The following is a 19,487-nucleotide window of genomic DNA, read 5'->3' as shown; positions in this document are numbered from 1 at the left end:
AGGAATAGCGATGTCCATGTTGTCCTCCCGCTCCCTCGGCCGTCTCGTCCGCGCGGCCGTCGCGATGGTGGCGGTTCAATTCGCGGCAGGCGCCCACGCGCAGGGCCAGGCCCTGCTGGGCGTCTACTACGGCAACCAGGGCTGGAACATGGATCAGGTCCATGCGATGGAAGCCTGGCAGGCCAAGGGCCACGCCGTGGTGAACCTCTTCACCGACTGGTGCAACCGCAGCAAGACGCTCGACAACCTCTTCAAGCAGCAGCTGCCCAATGTCTGGGCGAACGGCAACGTGCCGGTCGTCAGCTGGGAGCCTTACCTGTGCTCGCCATCGGCGACGCCGAGCGATGTCACGGCCCGGATCGCGCGCGGCGACTACGACGCCTATGTGAATGCCTGGGCCGACCGGATGAAGGCGTTCGTGAGTGGGCCCGACGGCAATCTCAGCACGGCGGACGATCGCCGGGTCTACATCCGGCTGGCTCACGAGATGAACGGCAACTGGTATCCGTGGGGCGGAGCCTCGGCCGGCTCCTACGTCCTGATGTGGCAGCGCGTTCGAGCCATCTTCTCGCAGAAGGGCCTCGATGCGCGCACCGTGCAATGGATCTGGGCCGTGAACAACCAGGACGTCGGCGCGGGGCGCGCGGAAGACTACTTCCCCGGCGACGCGTATGTCGACTGGATCGGCATCGACGGCTACAACTGGGGCGCGAGCCAGAGCTGGTCGTCCTGGAGCACGCCGGAGCAGGTGTTCGCGCCGATGGCCGCGCGCCTGCGTGGCCTGACCGCGAAACCGCTGGCCCTCACCGAGACCGGGTCGTCGTCATCGACACCCGGCGGGGTGAACGTCGCCGCGAAGTCGCAGTGGATCACGCAACTGTTCAACTATGCGACCGCGTCGACCACCGGGGCACGGATGATCGTCTGGTTCAACCAGGACAAGGAAACCGACTGGGCCATCTTCGGCGGCACGAACGGCGACGAGACGTACCGCAGCGGTCGCGCCAGCTACAAGGCGTACAGCGCCTATCGCGCGGCGGTGCATGCCCCGGGTCTGTTGTCCGCCAACCCCGCCGACCCGCGCCTCACGACCGACGCCTTCTTCGCCGGCCTTTGGTAGCAGGCGCCCGGCGCGGTTCAGTACGTCAATTCGAGGTGGCTGAGCTCGTTGTTCGCGACCGGCCAGGTGCGGCCGACGATGCGCTCGTCGTTGAACACGCCGACGACCGCGCGGCCGGCGGCGTCGGGCAGCTTCAGCTTCGATGAAGCGACGCCGGCCACGCCGCGCGGCACGCCGGGCGGCGGGCTCTGGCCGTCGAGGCTGATCCGGTCGCGCGGCACGCCGAAGTAGCCACTCGGTCGCGTCATCACGACGATCGCCGCGGCGTCCTGGTCGACCTCGAGGACCTTCTCGGCGCGCAGGTTCACGATCGCCGACGAGCGCGGGAACGGCGAGCGGTAGATGTGCGTCGTCGCGTAGCCGGCCGCGACGATCACGAATTCATGGTGCGCCAGGCCGTCGGCCGCGAACGGGCCCCAGCGCCCGTCGGCGCCGACCGTGCGGCGGTGCAGTGCGGCGCCGAGGCGCTCGCCGGTGGTCGGGTTCGTCGCGAAGATCTCGACGCTCGCGCCGACCAGCGGCAGGTTCGTCGGCACGACGCCCTGCGCCGCGTAGGCGAGGTAGCCGCTGACCTTGCCATCGAGCACGACCTCCGCCTCGGGCAGGATCGCGAGCGCGACCGGCGGCTTGCCGGTGATGAAGCGGTGCATCGCCTCGAAGGCCTTCGCGCTGAACGCCGTCTCGCGGTGGTCGATGCCGGCGATCACGACGTTCTCGGCGCCTTTCAGCGCCGGGCCGTCGAAGCCGACGTTCGTCGGCAGGCCCTTCGCGCCGATCCACGCGCCGTCGGGCTGCGCGAACTTGTCGTTGTTGTCGGAGCGGATCGTCAGCCACTTGACGAGTGGCGTGACCTCGTCGCCGTTCGGTCCCTGCGGCTTGTTCAGCCCGGTCAGGAACGCGCCGGCGCCGTTGAATTCGCTGTTCGGCCCACGCTTCGGGTCGGCGTAGACGCCATGGTTCGGCGTGCCACAGAGGATCGCGTGCGAGACCCTGCTCGCGCCCGATCCCGGCGCGCCGACATTCGCGAGGTAGTTGCGCACCGCGTTGCCGCCGCGCGAACTTGCGATCAGCACGAGCTGGCGCGCGCCGGTCGCCGCCAGCATCCCGTCGATCTGCTCGGCGAGATAGGCCATGTTCTCGGCGCTCGAACTGCGGCCGGGTTGCGGCTTGGTGTCGTCGTCGCGCGCAAGCGGGTAGGGGATGTCGATCGCGCGCAGCCGCTCGCGCGGCCAGCCGTTCGACTCGAAGCGCCACAAGGTCGCCATCCACAGCGCGGCGGTGTCGCCGTTGCCGTGCACGAACACGATCGGCGGCAGCGCTGCGTTCGATGCCGGGCCGGTCGCGCACGCGGCCAGCAGCGTGGACGCGGCGGCGCCGATCAGGATGTCGCGGCGGGTCAGGTTCGGGGTCATCGCGAGGTCTCCGTCAGAGGTCGTTCGCGGCCGGCAGCGCGGGCAGGCCGGGCGTGTCGAGCCGGGTGGCGGCGCGCACCGCGCGCACGATCGCGGTCGCGGTCACCTCGGCGGCGAGCGCGCCGAGCAGCGTGGTGTTCGCCGCCCGGCCGCTCGCGCCGGTGCCGAGCGCGAAGATCGTGTCGCCGTCGGTCAAGGTGTGCACCGGGTTGATCGCACGCGCGAAGCCGTCGTGCGCCATCTGCGCGATCTTGTTGGCCTGCGCCTTGGTCAGCACCGCGTCGGTCGCGACGATGCCCAGCGTCGTGGCCGCGCCGACCTGCAGCGGCGCCGGCAGCTCGCCGCGCAGCAAGCCCTGCATCGTGCCGAACAGTGCGCCGCCGTCGGCCGTGCGCGCGCCGGCGATCACGCGGCCGCTGGCGGGGTCGACGACATCGCCGATCGCGTTGACCGCGACCAGCGCGCCGACCGTGATGCCGTCGACCGTGACCGATGCGCTGCCGAGGCCGCCGCGCATCGCGCGCGCAATGCCGAAGAGCTTGCCGACCGAGCAGCCGGCGCCGGCGCCGACATTGCCCTGCACGACCGGCGCGTCGCTGGCCGCCTCGCAGGCCGCATGGCCCGAGGCCGCATCGGGCCGGATCGTGGTGTCGCCGATCCACAGGTCGAACAGGATCGCCGCGGGCACGATCGGCACCCGTGCGGGGCCGACCGGTACGCCGAAGCCGCGCTCGTCGAGCCAGCGCATCACGCCGCCGGCCGCGTCGAGGCCGAACGCGCTGCCGCCCGCGAGCAGCACCGCGTGCACCTTCTCGACCGCGTTCAGCGGCGACAGCAGCTCGGTCTCGCGCGTGCCCGGCGCCGCGCCGCGCACATCGACGCCGGCGACCGCACCGTCAGGGGTCAGGATCACGGTGCAGCCGGTCGGGCGCCGCGTGTCGGTGTGGTGGCCGACGCGCAGGCCGCGCACATCGGTGAGGCTGTCGATGCGCGGGGCTGCGGGCGTGGTCATCGGCGTGCGGCGACGAAGGCGTTGCGAGCCTTCACGGCCAGGTCGCTGTAGTTGCTGAACAGGCCGTCCAGGCCCATGTCCAGGAAGGTCTTGTACTCGTCGGCAGCGGCGGCGGCATCGGCCTTCGCGAAGGTCCAGCCGTGCACGGCCAGACCGGCGGCGTGCGCCTGGTCGACGAAGCTCTTCGTCAGCGGGTACCTGGCGTTGCCGATCGCGACGCCGACGCCGTTCGCGTAGGCCGCGACCTCGCGCAAGGTCAGCATGCGGCCGGCCGGCGCGGCCATCATCGCGGTGCCGTCGGGCAGCGTGATCGCGTGGCCGAGCAGGATCAACGGCAGCTTCAGGCCGAGCGCGCGCTGCTTCGCGGCGAGGCTCTGCACGGTCGTGTCGCTGAACGCCTGGACGAAGACCTTGTCCGCGGCGCTGGCGTAGTGCTGCTGCGCGAGCGTCGCGAGGATCTTGTCTTCCATGCCCGGGTCGGCCTGCTTGGCCTCCGGGTAGATGCCGACCGTGCGGCCGGCGACCGCGCTCTGGGCCTTCGCGAGCGCGATCACTTCGTCGAAGGTCGGCACGCGCAGCTCGGCGTGCGTCGGCGTGAAGCCGGGGTAGGCGGTCGCGCCGGTGCCGGTCGGCTTCACGGTCAGCGTCTTGATCTCGGCGAGCGAGAAGTCGGCGACCTTGTAGCCGCTGCTCTTGTCGTCCCTGTTCCGCGGCGCGAACAGTTCGGCGACGTTGGTCGTGCGCGCGAGGCTGTCGTCGTGGATCGCGATCAGCACGCCGTCGCGCGTCAGTTGCAGGTCGGGCTCGATGTAGTCGGCGCCCATGCGCACCGCGAGCTCGTAGCCGGCGAGCGTGTGCTCCGGCAGGTAGCCGCTTGCGCCGCGGTGCGCGATGACGAGCGGATCAGCGGCTTGCGCGAGCGCGCCGTGCAGCAGGCCCGCGAGCAGCAGCGCCGCCGCGCGCATCACGCCGACACGCCTGCGTGCATCAAGCAAAAACACCCGCGGTGCGCAAGCAAAGACACCCGCGGTGCGTCAAGCAAAAACACCTGCGGCGTTCTGCATCCGCGCCGACACCTCGCCGAGCTGGTGCATCGTGTCGCCGTAGCTCATCTCCATCACCGTCAGGCGCTTGAAGTAGTGGCTCGCGATGTACTCGTCGGTGACGCCGATGCCGCCGTGCAGCTGGATGCACTGCTGGCCGACGAAGCGCATCGATTGCCCGAGCTGCAGCTTCGCCTGCGCGAGCGCGCGGCGCCGGGCCGGTGCCGGCTCGTTCAGCTTCAGGCTCGCGAAGTAGCTCATCGAGCGCGCCAGTTCGAGCTGCATCTTGACGTCGGCGATGCGGTGGCGCAGCGCCTGGAAGGTGCCGATCGCGACGCCGAACTGCTTGCGCGTGTTCATGTACTCGACCGTGACCGCCACCAGCTGCTCCATCGCGCCGACCGCTTCGGCGCACAGCGCGGCGATGCCGATGTCGATCGCGTGCTCGAGCGCGCCGAAGGCGACGCCCGGCGGCAGCAGCTCGATCGCGTCGGCGTCGACCAGCGTCAGGTCGGCCGCGCAGGCGCCGTCCTGCGTCGGGTAGCCGCGCACGTTCACGCCGCTCTCGCCCTTCGAGACCAGGAACAGCGCCACGCCCGCCGGGTCGTCGACCGCGCCGCTGACGCGCGCCGGCACGATGAACGCGCCGGCATGCGCACCGGCCGGCACGACACTCTTCAGCCCTGTCAGCTGCCAGGTGCCGCCGACGTTCTTCGCGCTCGTCTCGACATGCGCGAGCCGGTAGCGCGCCGCGCGCTCCTGGTGCGCGAGCACGACGCGCTCGCGGCCCTCGGCGATGCCCTGCAGCCACAGCGCCGTCGACGGCGCGTCGCCGGCGTTCAGCAGGCTGGTCGCGACCAGCGCGACGGCCGCGAACGGCTCGACCACGATGCCGCGACCGAGCTCTTCCATCACGACCATCGCGTCGACCGGGCCGAAGCCCATGCCGCCGTTCTCTTCGGCGACGTACAGGCCCAGCAGGCCGAGCTCGGCCATCTCGTTCCAGGCCTCTTTCGAGTAGCCGCCGGCCTTCACGATCGCGCGCCGGCGCTCGAACGTGTAGGCTTTCTCGACCCACTTGCGAACCGTCTCGCGCAGCATCTGCTGGTCGTCTGAAAAGTCGAAGTCCATGTCGATTCCTTGTTCCGTTCAGCCGAGCACGGTCTGCGCGACGATGTTCCTTTGAACTTCGTTGCTGCCGCCGTAGATCGTCGTCTTGCGCATGTTGAAGTACGTGCCGGCGAGCGGCGCGACGTGTGCGGCGCCGACGTAGTCGCCCTGCCAGCCGGCCTCCATCGCTTCGGCGATGAAGGGCACGGCCGACGGCCCGGCCGCGAGCATCATCAGCTCGCTGTAGCGCTGCTGGATCTCACTGCCGCGGATCTTCAGCAGGCCCGCGACATCGAGCGCCTGCTTGCCGCCCTTTTCGGCCGACAGCACGCGCAGCACCATCATCTCGAGTGCGACGATGTCGACCTCGAGCTTCGCGATCTCGTCTTTGAAGCGCGTGTCGTCGCGGCCTTGACCCATGAGGCCTTCGGCCTTCGCGATGCGCTTGAGCCGCTCGAGCTCGCGCTTCGCGCGGTTCACGTCGGCGATGTTGGTGCGCTCGTGCGCGAGCAGGTGCTTGGCGTAGGTCCAGCCCTTGTTCTCCTCGCCGATCAGCTGGTCGGCCGGCACCTCGACGTTGTCGAACCAGACCTCGTTGACCTCGTGTTCGCCGTCCATCGTGATGATCGGCCGCACCGAGACGCCGGGGCTCTTCATGTCGATCAGCAGGAAGCTGATGCCGGTCTGCGGCTTGCCTTCGTTGCTGGTGCGCACGAGGCAGAAGATCCAGTCGCCGTACTGGCCGAGCGTGGTCCAGGTCTTCTGGCCGTTGACGAGGTAGTAGTCGCCCTTGCGCTCGGCCTTGGTCTTCACCGACGCGAGGTCGGAGCCCGAACCCGGCTCGCTGTAGCCCTGGCTCCACCAGACCTTGCCGCTCATGATGTCGGGCAGGAAGCGCTGCTGCTGCGCCGGCGTGCCGAACGCCATGATCACCGGCGCCACCATCACCGGCCCGAACGGCACGACCCGCGGCGCGCCGGCGAGCGCGCATTCCTCTTCGAACAGGTGCTTCTGGATCGCGTTCCAGCCCGGCCCGCCGAACTCTTTCGGCCAGGCCCAGCCGTGCCAGCCCTTCGCGCCGAGGATCTTCGCCCAGCGCTGCAGATCGTCCTTCGTCAGGCGCAGTGCGTTGTGGACCTTGTGGCTGATGTCCTTCGGCAGGTTCTCGGCCACCCAGGCGCGAATCTGTTCGCGAAAGGCCTGTTCCTCGGGCGTGAAATTCAGATCCATCGAGCGTCTCCAGTCTTCGAAGCAACGGGTGTTTTAGCACGACCGTGCGTTTTTGCCGTGTCCCAGCCGTGACAGCGAAAGTGGCTCCCGATAATCCCTCGGATGAATCCACCCAGCTTTCGCGCCACCGTTGTAGCACTGGCCGCCGGTCAATTGCTGTGCTGGGCCGCGCTTTACTACGCTTTCTCGTCCTTCGTGCTGCCGATGCAGCGGGCCTTCGGCTGGACCAAGCCGCAGCTGATGGGCGCGTTCACGCTCGGCCTGGCGGTCTGGGGCGCCGCGACCTACGCGACCGGCGCCGCGATCGACGCCGGCCGCGGCCGCGCGGTGATGAGCTGGGGCGCGGCGCTTGCCGGCGCGGGTTTTCTGCTCTGGTCGCAGGTCGACGGCCTGGCGCTGTTCTATGCCGCATGGGCGCTGCTCGGGGCCTCGATGGCGATGACGCTGTACGAGCCGGCCTTCAACGTGTTGACGAAGCGCTTTCCCGAGCGCTACCGCGAGGGCATCACGTCGCTGACGCTGGTCGGCGGCTTCGCGAGCACGCTGGCGTTCCCGGCCGTCGCATGGTTGATCGCGCATCACGACTGGCGCGTCGCGCTCGCGACGATCGGCGCGATCCTGCTGCTGCTCGTCGCACCGCTGCACGCCTGGGCGCTGCGCGGCACGCCGAAGCGCGCCGTGCGTGCGCGGGCTGGCGCGATCGACGACGCGGCCAACGACGCGACCTTGCACGAGGCGCTGCGCGAGCGTTCGTTCTGGCTGCTGACCGCCACCTTCACGCTGTACTCGTTCGCGGCCGCGGCGATGTGGGCGCACATGATGCCGGCGTTCGCGTCGAAGGGGCGCAGCGAGGCGCAGGCGCTCGCGGTGGTCGTGTGGTTCGGACCGGCGCAGGTCGCAGGCCGGCTCGCCTACCTCGGCTTCGGCCGCTGGGTCGCGCCGCGCCGGCTCGGGCTGGTGGTGCTCGCCGGTCTGCCGATCTCGCTCGCGATCTTCGCGCTCGCCGATCAGACCGCGGCGCTGCTCGTGTTCGCGCTGCTGTTCGGCGTCGCCAACGGGCTCGTGACGATCGTGCGCGGCGGCCTCGTGCCGGAGTACTTCGGCCGCGAGCATGTCGGCCGCATCAGCGGCGCGATGACCGGCATCGCGCTGCTCGCGCGCGCCACGGCGCCGCTGATCACGGCCTGGCTGCTGCTGGCGCTGCCGGGCTACCGCGAGATGCTGCTGGTGCTCGCCGGCGTCGGTGCCGCGGCGGTCGTCGCGTTTGCGCTGGCGCGCAAGCCGGCGGTGGTCAGCGCGGCTCAGTAGCGCTTGCTCAGCGTCAGCGTGTCGTTCTCGCGCTTCATCTGGAAGCGCGTCAGAAAGCTGTTGCCGAGCAGCACCTGGCTCATCGGCCCCTGGCCGACCAGCGCGTCGACGTTGTAGACCTGCACGTCGCCGATCCGCACCGAGGCGAGCGAGACCTTGTAGGCGGCCATCGCGCCGTTCGCGGTGCTCGTCATGCCGCGCTGGCCGCTGCGGTAGTCGATGCCGAGGCGCTCGGCTTCGTCGGCGCCCATCGAGACATAGGTCGCGCCGGTGTCGACCATGAAGCGCACCGCCTTGCCGTTGATCGAGCCCGCGGTGAAGAAGTGCCCGCCGCTGCCGGCCGACAGCACGATCTGCGTGCCGCCGCCGTCGCTGTTCGCGCCGCCGATGTTGACCTGCGCACCGCCGAGCGCGAGCGCGATGCGCTTGCCCTTGACCTCGACGATCGCATCGCTGCCGCTCACGCTGACGAGCTTGACGCCCTGGACCGTGCCGCCGGCCGCGACGGTGCGCGGCGTGCCGTCGATGATCAGCAGCGCCTTGTCGCCGAGGCTGCCGCTCATCGAGACGGTCTGCGCGAACGCGGGCGCCGCGAGCAGCAGCGCGGCGGCGAGCAATCTCATCGGGTCAGTCGCGGAAGTTCGTGAACGATAGCGGGGCGTCGGCGATCTCCTTGCGGATCAGCGCCATCGCCGCCTGCAGGTCGTCGCGCTTCGCGCCGGTGACGCGCACGACATCGCCCTGGATCGCCGCCTGCACCTTCATCTTGCTCTGCTTGACGAAGTTCTGGATCTTCTTCGCGGTGTCGCTGTCGATGCCGTTCTTCACGGTGATCAGCTGCTTGACCTTGTCGCCGCCGATTTTCTCGATCTTCGCGCTGCGGTCGAGAAAGCGGATGTCGACGCTGCGCTTGGTCAGCTTGGCGATCAGGATGTCGAGCACCTGGCCGATCTGGAAGTCGCTGTCGGCCCAGACCGTCAGCTCCTTCTCCTTCAGCTCGACCTTGGCCGACGAGCCCTTGAAGTCGAACCGGGTGCCGATTTCCTTCGCGGTCTGGTCGACGGCGTTGCGCACCTCGACGAGGTTGGGTTCGAGGACGGTGTCGAAGCTGGGCATGTTCGTGACCTGATGAAAAGGCGGGTGCTCACGATGAGCAATAGGCGAAAATTGTGGCATGCAAATCGAGACGGGCGTGAGCCTGAAACCCTACAACAGCTTCAGCCTGCCGGCGGTGGCCGGCACGCTGGTGCGCATCACGAGCGACGCCGACGTGCGCCGCGTCGTCGATCACCCGACGCTGGGCACGGCGCCGAAGTTCGTGCTCGGTGGCGGCAGCAACATCATCCTGACGCGCGACATGCCGCAGGTCGTGCTGAAGGTCGAGGTGCGCGGCATGCGGCTCGTCGAAGAGCGCGCCGATGCCTGGATCGTCGAGGCCGGTGCCGGCGAGCCGTGGCACGAGTTCGTTGCCCACACGCTGGCGCAGGGCTGGCCCGGGCTCGAGAACCTCGCGCTGATCCCCGGCACCGTCGGCGCGGCGCCGGTGCAGAACATCGGTGCCTACGGTGTCGAGCTGAAGGATCGCTTCGAGTCGCTGGACGCGGTCGATCTGGTCACCGGCCGCACCGTCACACTGCGTGCCGACCTCTGCGCGTTCGGCTACCGCGACAGCGTGTTCAAGCATTCGCTCGCGAACCGCACCGTGATCACGCGCGTGCGCTTTTGCCTGCCCAAGCCGTGGCGCCCGGTGCTTGGCTACCTCGATCTGGAACGCAGGATGGCGGAGACCGGCAATCACGCGCCGAGCCCGCAGCAGGTGGCTGACTGGATCTGTGCGATCCGGCGCGCGAAGCTGCCCGACCCGGCCGTGCTCGGCAACGCGGGCAGCTTCTTCAAGAACCCGGTCGTCACGCCCGAGCAATGCCGCGACATCATCGGCCGCGACCCGGAGATCGTGCACTACCCGTTGCCCGATGGCAGCGTCAAGCTCGCGGCCGGCTGGATGATCGATGCCTGCGGCTGGAAGGGCAAGAGCGTTGGCCAGGCCGGTGTCTACGAACGGCAGGCGCTGGTGCTGGTGAACCGCGGCGGCGCGATCGGCTCCGAGGTGATGCTGCTCGCCGGCGCGATCCAGGAAAGCGTCTACGGCCGCTTCGGGATCAGGCTGGAGCCCGAGCCGCTGGTGGTGTGACGCCGGTCAGCAGCGCGCGTTCGCCGCATTCGGCCGCGCTCGCGTCGACCTGCCGCGCGAGTGCATCGATCAGCGCCGCCAGTTCCGCGGCCGGTGCGTCGGGCGCCTTCTCCTGCAGCTGACCCGCGATCTGCCCGAGGCCGCGCAGCCCGAGGCTGAGCGCCGCGCCTTTCAGCGCATGCGCGCGGCTGCGCAGCTCGGCGCGGCTGTGGCCGTGCAGCGCGTTGCGCAACTCGCCGATCGCGCTCGCCTGGCCGTCCAGGAAGTTCGCGAGCAGGTTCGCGTACTTGCCCGGCGACAGCGCCTGGCGCACGTCGTCGACGGTCGCCAGATCGAGCAGCGAGCCGGGTTCGGCGGGTTCGGCGTCGGCGGGCGCCGCCGGGCCGCGTGCGGTCGAACCCCCGCCGTAGCGCGCGAGCGCGTCGCGCAGCTGCGGCAGGTGCGCCGGCTTGGTCAGGAAGCCGTCCATCCCGGCCTCGCGCGCCAGGTGGCGCGAGGCCTGGAACGCGTCGGCCGTCAACGCGACGATCGGCACGCGGCCCCGCGGCGGCGCCATCGCGCGGATCGCGCGTGCCGCGGTGAAGCCGTCCATTCCCGGCATGTGGAGGTCCATCAGCACGATGTCGAAGTCGGTGCCGGCCGGCTGGTCCTCGATCGCGCGCAACGCGCCATCGCCGTCGGCCGCGAACACCGCGTGGTGGCCGAGCTTGTCGAGCACCGCTTCCATGTAGGCGCGGTTCACCGCGTGATCCTCGGCAACCAGCACGCGCAGCGGCTTGAAGTCGGCAGCGTGCAGCGCCTCGCCGTCGTCGGATGCGATCATCGGCGCGCTCACCGACGGCAGCGGCAGCGAGGCCACGAAGGTGCTGCCCACGCCCGGCTGGCTGTGCACGGCGATGTCGCCGCCCATCAGGCGCGCGAGGTCGCGCGAGATCTCGAGACCCAGGCCGGTGCCGCTGGCGCGACGCGACGGGCTCTGGTCGCCCTGCATGAAGCGCTGGAACAGGCGGGCGAGCGTGGCCTCGTCCATGCCGATGCCGGAGTCGGTGACGCTGAAATCGAGCCGGCCGCCGGCGCCGATCGTGACGCCGAGCAGGATCTTGCCGGCGCTGGTGAACTTCAGCGCGTTGCTGAGCAGGTTGAACAGGATCTGCTTCACGCGTGTCGGATCGGCACGCACCCAGCGCGGCACGTCGGGCGCCACGTCGACGTGCAGCGCGAGCCCCTTGGCGTGCGCCTGGACGCGCATCAGCGCGTCCACCTGCGCGATCAGCTGCGGCAGGTCGATCGTCTGCGGCGCGACGTGCAGGCGGCCGGATTCGAGCTGCGAGATGTCGAGGATGTCGTTCAGGATCGTCAGCAGGTGGTGCGCCGACTCGCGCGCGGTGTCGAGGTAGACGGCCTGCTGCGGCGAGAGTCCGCCCTCCTGCAGCAGCGACATCATGCCGAGCATGCCGTGGAACGGCGTGCGGATCTCGTGGCTCATGTTGGCGAGGAACGCGCTCTTCGCGCGGCTCGCGGCCTCGGCATCCTGGCGCGCGGCGCCGAGGTTGTCGGCGAGCGCCTCGAGCGTGCGGCGGCGCTCGGTCAACGCGCGCAGCTGGCGCAGCACGATCACCGCGAGCGCGAGCAGCAGCACGCACTGGAACGCGGTCAGCGCGATGCTCAGCTGGCTCTGCTGGCGCACCGCGTTGTTGCGCTCGGTCGCGCGCTGGTAGAGCAGGTGCGAGGCGCCGAGCGACAGGTCGTGCAGCGGCACGTTCAGCGCATCGAGCAGGCCGACGAGTTCGGCGCCGGCGCCGGGGTCGAACGGCCGCGCCGGCGATTCGCCCAGCGTGCGGTCGGCGGCCTTGACGAACGCGCGCACCTGCGCCATCGCCGGCACATAGGCCGGCTGGTCGCGCATGATGCCGGCGGCGCGCTCGTGGTCGACCAGGCCGACCCGGCTGACGAAGATGTCGTAGCGCAGCTGGACCTTGTCGGCGCCATGCTGCTGCGGATCGTCGAGATAGAGCTGCAGCTGGTTGCGCAGCCGCAGCTGCTCGGTCTCGAGCTGCGAGAAGCTCCAGCCGAGCGCGTCGTTCTGGAAGTGCGACGCGGTGTCGAGCAGCTTGAACTGGCGCCACTGCACGTACGCGACGGCGAGCAGCACCAGCACCAGCACGCCGACCACCGCGAACAGCCACGCGCGCGGCTGCGGCCGAGGGTCGGCGGGCCGCGTGCTCGTCATCGGAGTTCGAGGCTTCGAAGCTGCCAGATCGCGCGGCTGTAGTGCACGGCGCTGCGCAGCTCGGGCATGTCGTCGAACGGGTAGATGATCACCAGCGGGCCCTTCTCGCGCACCGACATCGGCTTGTCGTCGAGCAGGTACGCGAGCATCGCGCCGTGGCGGGTCAGGTCATCGCTCGGGATGTCGACCCGGTAGTCGTTCAGCGCCACCGCCTTCAGCACGGCGCCCGGTGCCGCGCCGACCGCCGCGAGCAGATCGCGCAGCGGCACGCCGGTGAACTTGCGCGGCTGCGCATACCAGGGCGTCCGGGTCGAGAAGCTGTGCTGCGGCAGCTTCTGCAGCAGCGCCAGGTCGAACGAGGCCGCGCCGTTGTCGTTCGGGTTCGCGAGCGTCCCGCTGACGGTCAGCAGCACCTTGCCGGCGGGCGCTTCGAGCGCGAACGCCGGCTGCATGGCTAGCGCAGCCAGCAAGGCCGACGCGGCCATGCCGAAAAACTCGCGCCGATGCCGTGCCGAATGCTCCATCCGGAGATTCTTGCATGGCCCCGCCCGGGGCGTTGATCTCAGAACGTGAACGGCTTGCTCAGCGCCACATACAGCGTGCGCCGCGGCGCGAACTGCGGCGCGCCGACCCCGATGCCGCTGCCGTCGCGCAGCTCGTAGCTGCGGTCGAACAGGTTCAGCGCCGACACGCGCAGGTCGAACTTGCCGAAGCCGCCGACATTGAACGAGCGCGCGACCGAGGCATTCACCTGCACGTGGCTCGGCAGGTGCTCGGTGTTCGCGAAGCCGCGCCGCAGGCCGCTGCCGTAGAGCACGTCGCCGCCGACCACGGTGCTGTCGCCGAAGCGGTATGAGACGCCGGCAGACGCCGCGATCTTCTGCTCGTGATCGAGGTGCACCCAGTGGCTCTGGATGTAGGCGAGCTCGTCGTCGTCGAAGTTGAACTGGCCGGTTTCGATGCCCTTGCCCCGTGCCGCGGTGAAGCTCAGGTTCGCGTAGCCGGAGAGACGCTCGTCCTTGTACGAGCCCGAGAGCTCGAGGCCGAAGATCCTGCCCTTCTCGAAATTGAAGGCCGAGTAGATCAGCGCGTTGCCGAACTGGCCTTCGTCCTGAAGGTGCTGCACCTGGCGGTAGTACGCGTCGGCGCCGATCGTGATCTGCGGCGTCAGCTGGTGCGAGATGCCGAGGTCGAAGTAGTTCGAGCGCTCGGAGCGCACCGCGGTGTTGGCGTCCGACGGCAGCGCGTTCGTCGTGCCGAGAAACCTCTCGACCGAGGTGGTGTCGATCTTCTCGGTCGGCGGCGGCGTGAAGTAGCGCGCGTAGCCGGCGTGCACGCGTGTGTCGCGGCTCAGGTCGTAGACCAGGCCGACGCGCGGGCTCCATTGCGACTCGGCGACGACCGTGTCGACCTTGTCGTAGCGCAGGCCGTAGTTGATCGTCAGCGCCTTCGTCGGCTGCCATTCGTCCTGCACATAGGCGCCGAACAGGTGGCCGTTCAGGCGGCTGTCGTCCTGGATCGTCAGCGGCACATCGCTGGTTGGGTTGCCGTCGGCATCGGCCGGGAACACGGTCGACGCGTTCGCCACCGAGCCGCGCTCGCGCTGCGCGAACAACCCGGCGCGCAGCGTGTGCTGCTCGCCCAGCGGGCGGCTCGCGTCGAGCTGCAGGCCGCTCGCGACGTTGCGCCGCGTCACATCGGCGGCCACGCCGTTGTAGACCAGGTCGCCGACCGGATCGGGCCGGTAGTGCACGCTGCTGCTGCGGTTGAAAAGCGCGACCTGGTAGTCGGTGCCGTCGCCCAGGGTCGATTGAAAGCTCAGCACCTGGAAGTTGTTGCGCTCGCGCTGGTTCGCGTCGAGATTCGTCGAATCCGGCGGCGTGACGCCGGCGAGCGCGAAGCTCGGGGTTTCGCCCGGCAGGTTCGGAATCTGGAACCGGCTGGTCGCCGTGCCCAGCATCAGGTTGACGCGGCTGTCGTCGCCGAGCAGGTAGCTCAGGTAGGCGAAGCCCTTGCCCTGGTGCGTGTCGTCGTGGATCGCGTTCTTCGCCGGCGTCGGGTTCTCGATGCCGATCTGGTTCTGCAGGTACGAGCCGGTGACGAAGTACTGCAGATCGCCGGCCGTGCCGCCGATGTTCAGGCTCGTCTCGCGGTGGCCGCGGCCGCCCAGCACGAGGTCGACGCTGCCGGCGTTCGTGAGACCTGCGCTCTGGGGTCCCGAAGGGGCCTCTTCGTGGCCCCTGGTGCGGATGTCGACCACACCGGCGGTGCGGTAGCCGTACTGCGCCGGCAGCGCGCCGGTGAGCACGTTGATGTTGTCGGCGAAGCGCGTGTCCAGCGCCTGCCCGAAGCCGCTGATCGATTCGGGGATCACGACGCCGTTGATGCGGTACTGCAGGTTGCCGTGGTCGCCGCGCACGTGCAGCTGGCCGTACGAATCGCCGACGACGCCGGGGGCGCGCAGCAGCACCTGGTTCAGCGGGGTCGCATCGCCGAGCGGCAGCTTCGCGATGTCGTTCTTGTCGAAGCGATAGACCGTGCTGCCGGTCTCGGGCGAGAGCGAGCTGCGCGCCGCGTCGAGGCGCGCGCCGGTGACCTCGACGCGCTTGAGTTGGGCGGTGGCGGCTGCGGGGGCGCTGGCCGACGAAGCGGGGGAGGGCGGCGCGGCTTGCGCGACGAGCGCATCGGCGGCGCGCGCCGGCGCGCCGGAGGACAAAGCCAGCGCGGCGGCGCTGGCCAGGACGGTCAACTTGAACATGGATGATCCTGATCGAAGAGCGGGAAGGGCGAGCGCGTGCCCAGAGGCACCGCGCTCGCGCGAACGGGGCTCAGCTCAGGATCGGTGGGGCTCGGGACTGGAACGCGAGCCGCAGCGCGGCCGGCGAGGACGTCGCGTCGGGCAGCGCGAGCAGCGCGTGTTGCGCGCCCGCGATCGGCGGCGCGGCGGCGTGGCCGGTCGCAGCGGCGCCGAGCGCGCCGAGCGTCAGGCACTCATCACAATGGTCGGCGGGCGCCGAACCATTGCCGGCCTTTGCATGCGTCGCTTCGATCGCATGCGACAGCCAGTGCAGCGCCGCCGTCTCCTGCGCGAAGAGGAACGCCAGCGCGAGCAGGGTGCGCGCCGCCAGATGCCCGAGCACGGCGCGTGTCGACACCCTGCCGAGCCCGGCGCGGGCGAGAACGTTCTTCAGCAGGGGCGTCGATGAACGCATCCGTCGAGTCTAACGGCCCGCGGCGCGGGCCAACAGTCGCAGCAGGCCGTGCAGCGCCCACTGCGCCAGCGCCGTCGACGCGAACAGGTTCAGCGCGGCGCCGGCCGGGCGATCGGTCGGCAGGTGGCGCAGCAACTGCGCGGCATGCAGCACCAAGGTCGCGGCACCGAATGCGATCAGCCCGCCAAGTGCCCACGGGCCGGGCGGATGCCCGAGCGCAACGCCGACGACAACCCCCGCCAGCGCCGCCAACCCGGTAAGCGACAGTGTTTCGTCGAGCCAGACCGGCGCGTGCCGCGGGCCAAAGACGGCCCACGCGACGCCGCCAGCGATCACCACGGACACCATGCCGATGGCCGCGCCGAGGCCGAGCGCAGTGGCGTGGACGCGCGCGAACACCGGCGCAAAGAGCAGGCTGTCGGCCAGTACGGCGAGTCCCAGCCCGAGGACTCGACGACGCAGGGTCTCACCCCCTTCGAGGGTGGCGACCGCCAGCCAGCCCAGCGCCATGACAGCACCTATGCCCAGCCAGGCAACCTTGCGATGGGTCAACGCATCGAGCAGGGTCCACGCCGCGCCTGTTTTCAACAGCAGGCCGGACAACGCTGCGAAGCCCAGCACGGCGGCTGCCAGACAGAGGCAGGTCGCCCGCAGGAACGCAACTCGTTCGGCGCTGGGGGTAGGCACCTCGGCAGTGTCGCTCAAGCGTTCGACGCGCGAGCGGGGTGGTCAATGTCCGCGTGCCGGACGTGGCCGTCAGCGCCCGCCTGGCTTCGCGACCCGCAGCAGATCGGCCGCGCCGCCCGCGGCGAGCAACCCGGTGCCGGCGTAGATGCCGAGCTTCTCGCGCGTGTCGGCGATGTCGAGGTTGCGCATCGTCAGCTGGCCGATGCGGTCCTGCGGCGAGAACGCGCCTTCGACCTTCTCCATGCTCAGCCGCTCGGGCTTGTAGGTCAGGTTCGCCGACTCGGTGTTCAGCAGCGAGTAGTCGTTGCCGCGGCGCAGCTCGAGCGTGACCTCGCCGGTGATCGCGCTGGCGACCCAGCGCTGCGCGGTCTCGCGCAGCATGATCGCCTGCGGGTCGAACCAGCGCCCCTGGTAGAGCAGGCGGCCGAGCTTCAGGCCGTTCATCCGGTACTGCTCGATCGTGTCCTCGTTGTGGATGCCGGTCACGAGCCGCTCGTAGGCGATGAACAGCAGCGCGAGGCCCGGCGCCTCGTAGATGCCGCGGCTCTTCGCCTCGATGATGCGGTTCTCGATCTGGTCGCTCATGCCCAGGCCGTGGCGGCCGCCGATGCGATTCGCTTCGAGCAGCAGCTCGACCGGGCTCGCGAAGCGCATGCCGTTCAACGCGACCGGGTGGCCTTCTTCGAAGCGCACGGTGACCTCTTCACGCTTGACGTCGACCTCGTCGCGCCAGAACGCGACGCCCATGATCGGCTGCACGATCTTCATGCCGCTGCTGAGGTGCTCGAGGTCCTTCGCCTCGTGCGTTGCGCCGAGCATGTTGGAGTCGGTCGAGTAGGCCTTCTCGGCCGACATCTTGTACTTGAACCCCGCGGCGCTCATGAACGCCGACATCTCGGCGCGGCCGCCGAGCTCGTCGATGAAGAGCTGGTCGAGCCAGGGCTTGTAGATCTTCAGGCCCGGGTTCGCGAGCAGACCGTAGCGGTAGAAGCGCTCGATGTCGTTGCCCTTGTAGGTGCTGCCGTCGCCCCAGATGTTGACGTCGTCGTCCTTCATCGCCGCGACCAGCATCGTGCCGGTGACCGCGCGGCCGAGCGGCGTCGTGTTGAAGTAGGTCAGGCCGCCGGTCGAGATGTGGAACGCGCCGCTTTGCAGCGCCGCGATGCCTTCGGCGACGAGCTGCGAGCGGCAGTCGATCAGCCGAGCGGCCTGCGCGCCGTACTCCATCGCCTTGCGCGGGATCTCGTCGTAGTCGGCCTCGTCCGGCTGGCCCAGGTTCGCGGTATAGGCGTAGGGAACCGCGCCCTTGTTGCGCATCCAGTGCAGCGCGGCGCTGGTGTCCAGCCCCCCGGAGAACGCGATGCCGACCTTCTGGCCGACGGGCAGGTGCTGAAGAATGGTTGCCATGGGAGGACTGGGTGAAGTTCGGGCGAGGGGAGCAGCGATTTTAGGTGCATGGCGCTGAAGCGCCCGGCCTTGGCCCCGAGACCGCCGCTGTCGTCCAGGCCCTGCGTTAAGCTTGCCGCGCGCAAGAGATGCAGCACCCTTCATGAGCGCCGACCCGAATCCGCCGAAACCGCCTGTGGCCGGGCTCGCGCTGAACGAGCACGACGCGCTGCCGGCCGGCACCCGCTTCGGCGAGTTCGAGATCATCCACGTGCTCGGTGTCGGCGGCTTCGGCATCGTCTACCTCGCGCAGGACCATTCGCTCGAACGCCAGGTCGCGCTGAAGGAGTACATGCCGGCGGCGCTCGCGGCGCGCGGTGCCGGTGCGATGGTCACGGTGCGCGCGAGTGCGTTCGCCGAGACCTACGCGGCCGGGCTGCGCTCGTTCATCAACGAGGCGCGGCTGCTTGCGCGCTTCGATCACCCGTCGCTGGTGAAGGTCTACCGCTTCTGGGAGGACAACGGCACCGCCTACATGGTGATGCCCTACCTGCAGGGCCGCACGCTGCGCGACGCGCGCCGCGCGATGGCGCAACCGCCCGACGAGGCCTGGATCCGCGCCGTGCTCGCACCGGTGCTCGACGCGCTCGAGCTGCTGCACCGCGAAGGCGTGTTCCATCGCGACATCGCACCCGACAACATCCTGCTGCCGCGCGGCGGCGCGCCGATCCTGCTCGACTTCGGCGCCGCGCGGCGCGTCATCAGCGACCGCAGCCAGTCGCTGACCGCGATCCTGAAGCCCAGCTACGCGCCGATCGAGCAGTACGCCGAGATGGCGACGATGCGCCAGGGCCCGTGGACCGATCTCTACGCGCTCGGCGCGGTGCTGCACTACCTGCTGTTCGGCGTGCCGCCGGCGCCTGCGACCGCGCGCGCGGTGCAGCCCGATGCCGAACCGATCGAGCAGCGCGCCGTGGCCGGCGTCTCGCCGCGCTTCGTCAGCACGGTCGCGTGGATGCTCGGTGTGCGCCCGCTGGACCGGCCGCAGAGCGTCGCCGCGCTGCGTGCGGCGCTGGACGGCGAGTTGCCGATCCCGTCGAGCGCGTGGCGCGGCGTGACGGTGGCGGGCGGCGCTGCCGCGGCGGCGCCGATCGAGCCGCCGACGCCGCTGGACCGGGCCCATCAGCCGACCGAGCCGATGAACCCGCCCGCGCCGCCGCAGCTCGCGAAGAAGCTGGCCGCGGCGCGGCCGCCGGCTGCGCCATCGGGCGCCGCGCCGATGCGCTCGACCCCGCCGGGCACGCCGCCGCCGACGTACGTTCCGCCTGCGCGCGCGACCACGCCTGCGGCCGACGCCGGGCCTGCAAGCGCATCGCTACCCGCGGCAGCAGCGGCGCCGGCGCGCCGCGGCGCGAAACTCGCCGGCCTGCTGGCCGCCGCGGCGCTCGCGGCCGGCGTGCTGTGGCAGTTCATCGGCGTGGTCGGAGGTCCGCGCAAGCCGGCGCCGCCGTTGGCCGCGGCGGTCGCCAGCGGCGCCGCGCGCAGC

17 protein-coding genes are annotated in these 19,487 nt (G+C 70.2%); 4 read left to right on the top strand and 13 right to left on the bottom strand.

Annotated elements, in window-relative coordinates:
• Positions 1 to 10: 10 nt before the first annotated feature.
• Positions 11 to 1,120, top strand: coding sequence for a glycoside hydrolase family 26 protein (locus AC1DTW_RS16230; RefSeq protein ID WP_477982280.1), 1,110 nt, complete (start codon positions 11 to 13; stop codon positions 1,118 to 1,120).
• A gap of 17 nt (positions 1,121 to 1,137) precedes the next feature.
• On the opposite strand, the gene AC1DTW_RS16225 is transcribed toward AC1DTW_RS16230, so the two are convergent.
• The 5 genes from AC1DTW_RS16225 to AC1DTW_RS16205 form a co-directional block, all read right to left on the bottom strand.
• Positions 1,138 to 2,532: an alpha/beta fold hydrolase gene (locus AC1DTW_RS16225; protein ID WP_477982279.1), complete on the bottom strand. Its 1,395-nt coding sequence runs from the start codon at positions 2,530 to 2,532 to the stop codon at positions 1,138 to 1,140.
• A 13-nt stretch (positions 2,533 to 2,545) separates the two neighbouring features.
• Entirely contained in the window at positions 2,546 to 3,544 is a 999-nt protein-coding gene (locus AC1DTW_RS16220; RefSeq protein ID WP_477982278.1) for a P1 family peptidase, read from the bottom strand.
• Positions 3,541 to 4,509, bottom strand: a complete 969-nt coding sequence (locus AC1DTW_RS16215; protein WP_477982414.1) for a glycerophosphodiester phosphodiesterase family protein — start codon at positions 4,507 to 4,509, stop codon at positions 3,541 to 3,543. The genes AC1DTW_RS16220 and AC1DTW_RS16215 overlap by 4 nt, the downstream gene beginning before the upstream one ends.
• 69 nt (positions 4,510 to 4,578) lie before the next feature.
• Entirely contained in the window at positions 4,579 to 5,718 is a 1,140-nt protein-coding gene (locus AC1DTW_RS16210) for an acyl-CoA dehydrogenase family protein (RefSeq protein WP_477982277.1), read from the bottom strand.
• Positions 5,719 to 5,736: 18 nt separating this feature from the next.
• Positions 5,737 to 6,927 (bottom strand): acyl-CoA dehydrogenase family protein, encoded by a 1,191-nt coding sequence (locus AC1DTW_RS16205; RefSeq protein ID WP_477982276.1) that lies wholly within the window; start codon positions 6,925 to 6,927, stop codon positions 5,737 to 5,739.
• Between the two features lie 102 nt (positions 6,928 to 7,029).
• On the opposite strand from AC1DTW_RS16205, the gene AC1DTW_RS16200 reads away from it, so the two are divergent.
• Positions 7,030 to 8,235 (top strand): MFS transporter, encoded by a 1,206-nt coding sequence (locus AC1DTW_RS16200; RefSeq protein ID WP_477982275.1) that lies wholly within the window; start codon positions 7,030 to 7,032, stop codon positions 8,233 to 8,235.
• On the opposite strand, the gene AC1DTW_RS16195 is transcribed toward AC1DTW_RS16200, so the two are convergent.
• Together AC1DTW_RS16195 and AC1DTW_RS16190 are read right to left on the bottom strand one after the other, a co-directional pair.
• A complete protein-coding gene (locus tag AC1DTW_RS16195) occupies positions 8,229 to 8,858 on the bottom strand; it encodes a retropepsin-like aspartic protease family protein (protein ID WP_477982274.1) in 630 nt (209 codons plus the stop codon). The genes AC1DTW_RS16200 and AC1DTW_RS16195 overlap by 7 nt on opposite strands.
• Before the next feature lie 4 nt (positions 8,859 to 8,862).
• A complete protein-coding gene (locus tag AC1DTW_RS16190; protein WP_477982273.1) occupies positions 8,863 to 9,351 on the bottom strand; it encodes a YajQ family cyclic di-GMP-binding protein in 489 nt (162 codons plus the stop codon).
• Between the two features lie 58 nt (positions 9,352 to 9,409).
• On the opposite strand from AC1DTW_RS16190, the gene murB reads away from it, so the two are divergent.
• On the top strand, positions 9,410 to 10,426 hold the full coding sequence (murB, locus tag AC1DTW_RS16185; protein WP_477982272.1) for a UDP-N-acetylmuramate dehydrogenase: 1,017 nt from the start codon (positions 9,410 to 9,412) through the stop codon (positions 10,424 to 10,426).
• On the opposite strand, the gene AC1DTW_RS16180 is transcribed toward murB, so the two are convergent.
• The 6 genes from AC1DTW_RS16180 to argG form a co-directional block, all read right to left on the bottom strand.
• Positions 10,395 to 12,656 carry an ATP-binding protein gene (locus AC1DTW_RS16180; RefSeq protein WP_477982271.1) on the bottom strand — a complete coding sequence of 754 codons (2,262 nt, stop codon included), beginning with the start codon at positions 12,654 to 12,656 and terminating at the stop codon, positions 10,395 to 10,397. The genes murB and AC1DTW_RS16180 overlap by 32 nt on opposite strands.
• Positions 12,653 to 13,180: a putative pterin-binding protein gene (locus AC1DTW_RS16175; protein WP_477982270.1), complete on the bottom strand. Its 528-nt coding sequence runs from the start codon at positions 13,178 to 13,180 to the stop codon at positions 12,653 to 12,655. Before AC1DTW_RS16175 ends, AC1DTW_RS16180 begins: the two co-directional genes overlap by 4 nt.
• A gap of 38 nt (positions 13,181 to 13,218) precedes the next feature.
• Complete coding sequence (locus tag AC1DTW_RS16170) at positions 13,219 to 15,414, bottom strand: TonB-dependent receptor (RefSeq protein WP_477982269.1); 2,196 nt, start codon at positions 15,412 to 15,414, stop codon at positions 13,219 to 13,221.
• Between the two features lie 70 nt (positions 15,415 to 15,484).
• Positions 15,485 to 15,868, bottom strand: coding sequence for a hypothetical protein (locus AC1DTW_RS16165; protein WP_477982268.1), 384 nt, complete (start codon positions 15,866 to 15,868; stop codon positions 15,485 to 15,487).
• A 9-nt stretch (positions 15,869 to 15,877) separates the two neighbouring features.
• Entirely contained in the window at positions 15,878 to 16,573 is a 696-nt protein-coding gene (locus AC1DTW_RS16160) for a hypothetical protein (protein ID WP_477982267.1), read from the bottom strand.
• A 51-nt stretch (positions 16,574 to 16,624) separates the two neighbouring features.
• Entirely contained in the window at positions 16,625 to 17,962 is a 1,338-nt protein-coding gene (gene argG / locus AC1DTW_RS16155; RefSeq protein ID WP_477982266.1) for an argininosuccinate synthase, read from the bottom strand.
• A 142-nt stretch (positions 17,963 to 18,104) separates the two neighbouring features.
• Here argG and AC1DTW_RS16150 point away from each other — a divergent pair.
• Positions 18,105 to 19,487 (top strand): serine/threonine-protein kinase (locus AC1DTW_RS16150; RefSeq protein ID WP_477982265.1); only part of this gene is annotated, 1,383 nt, incomplete at its 3' end.

The sequence above is a fragment of the Rhizobacter sp. P5_A1 genome, assembly GCF_056400745.1.
This window is presented reverse-complemented; position numbering and strand designations above follow the sequence as displayed.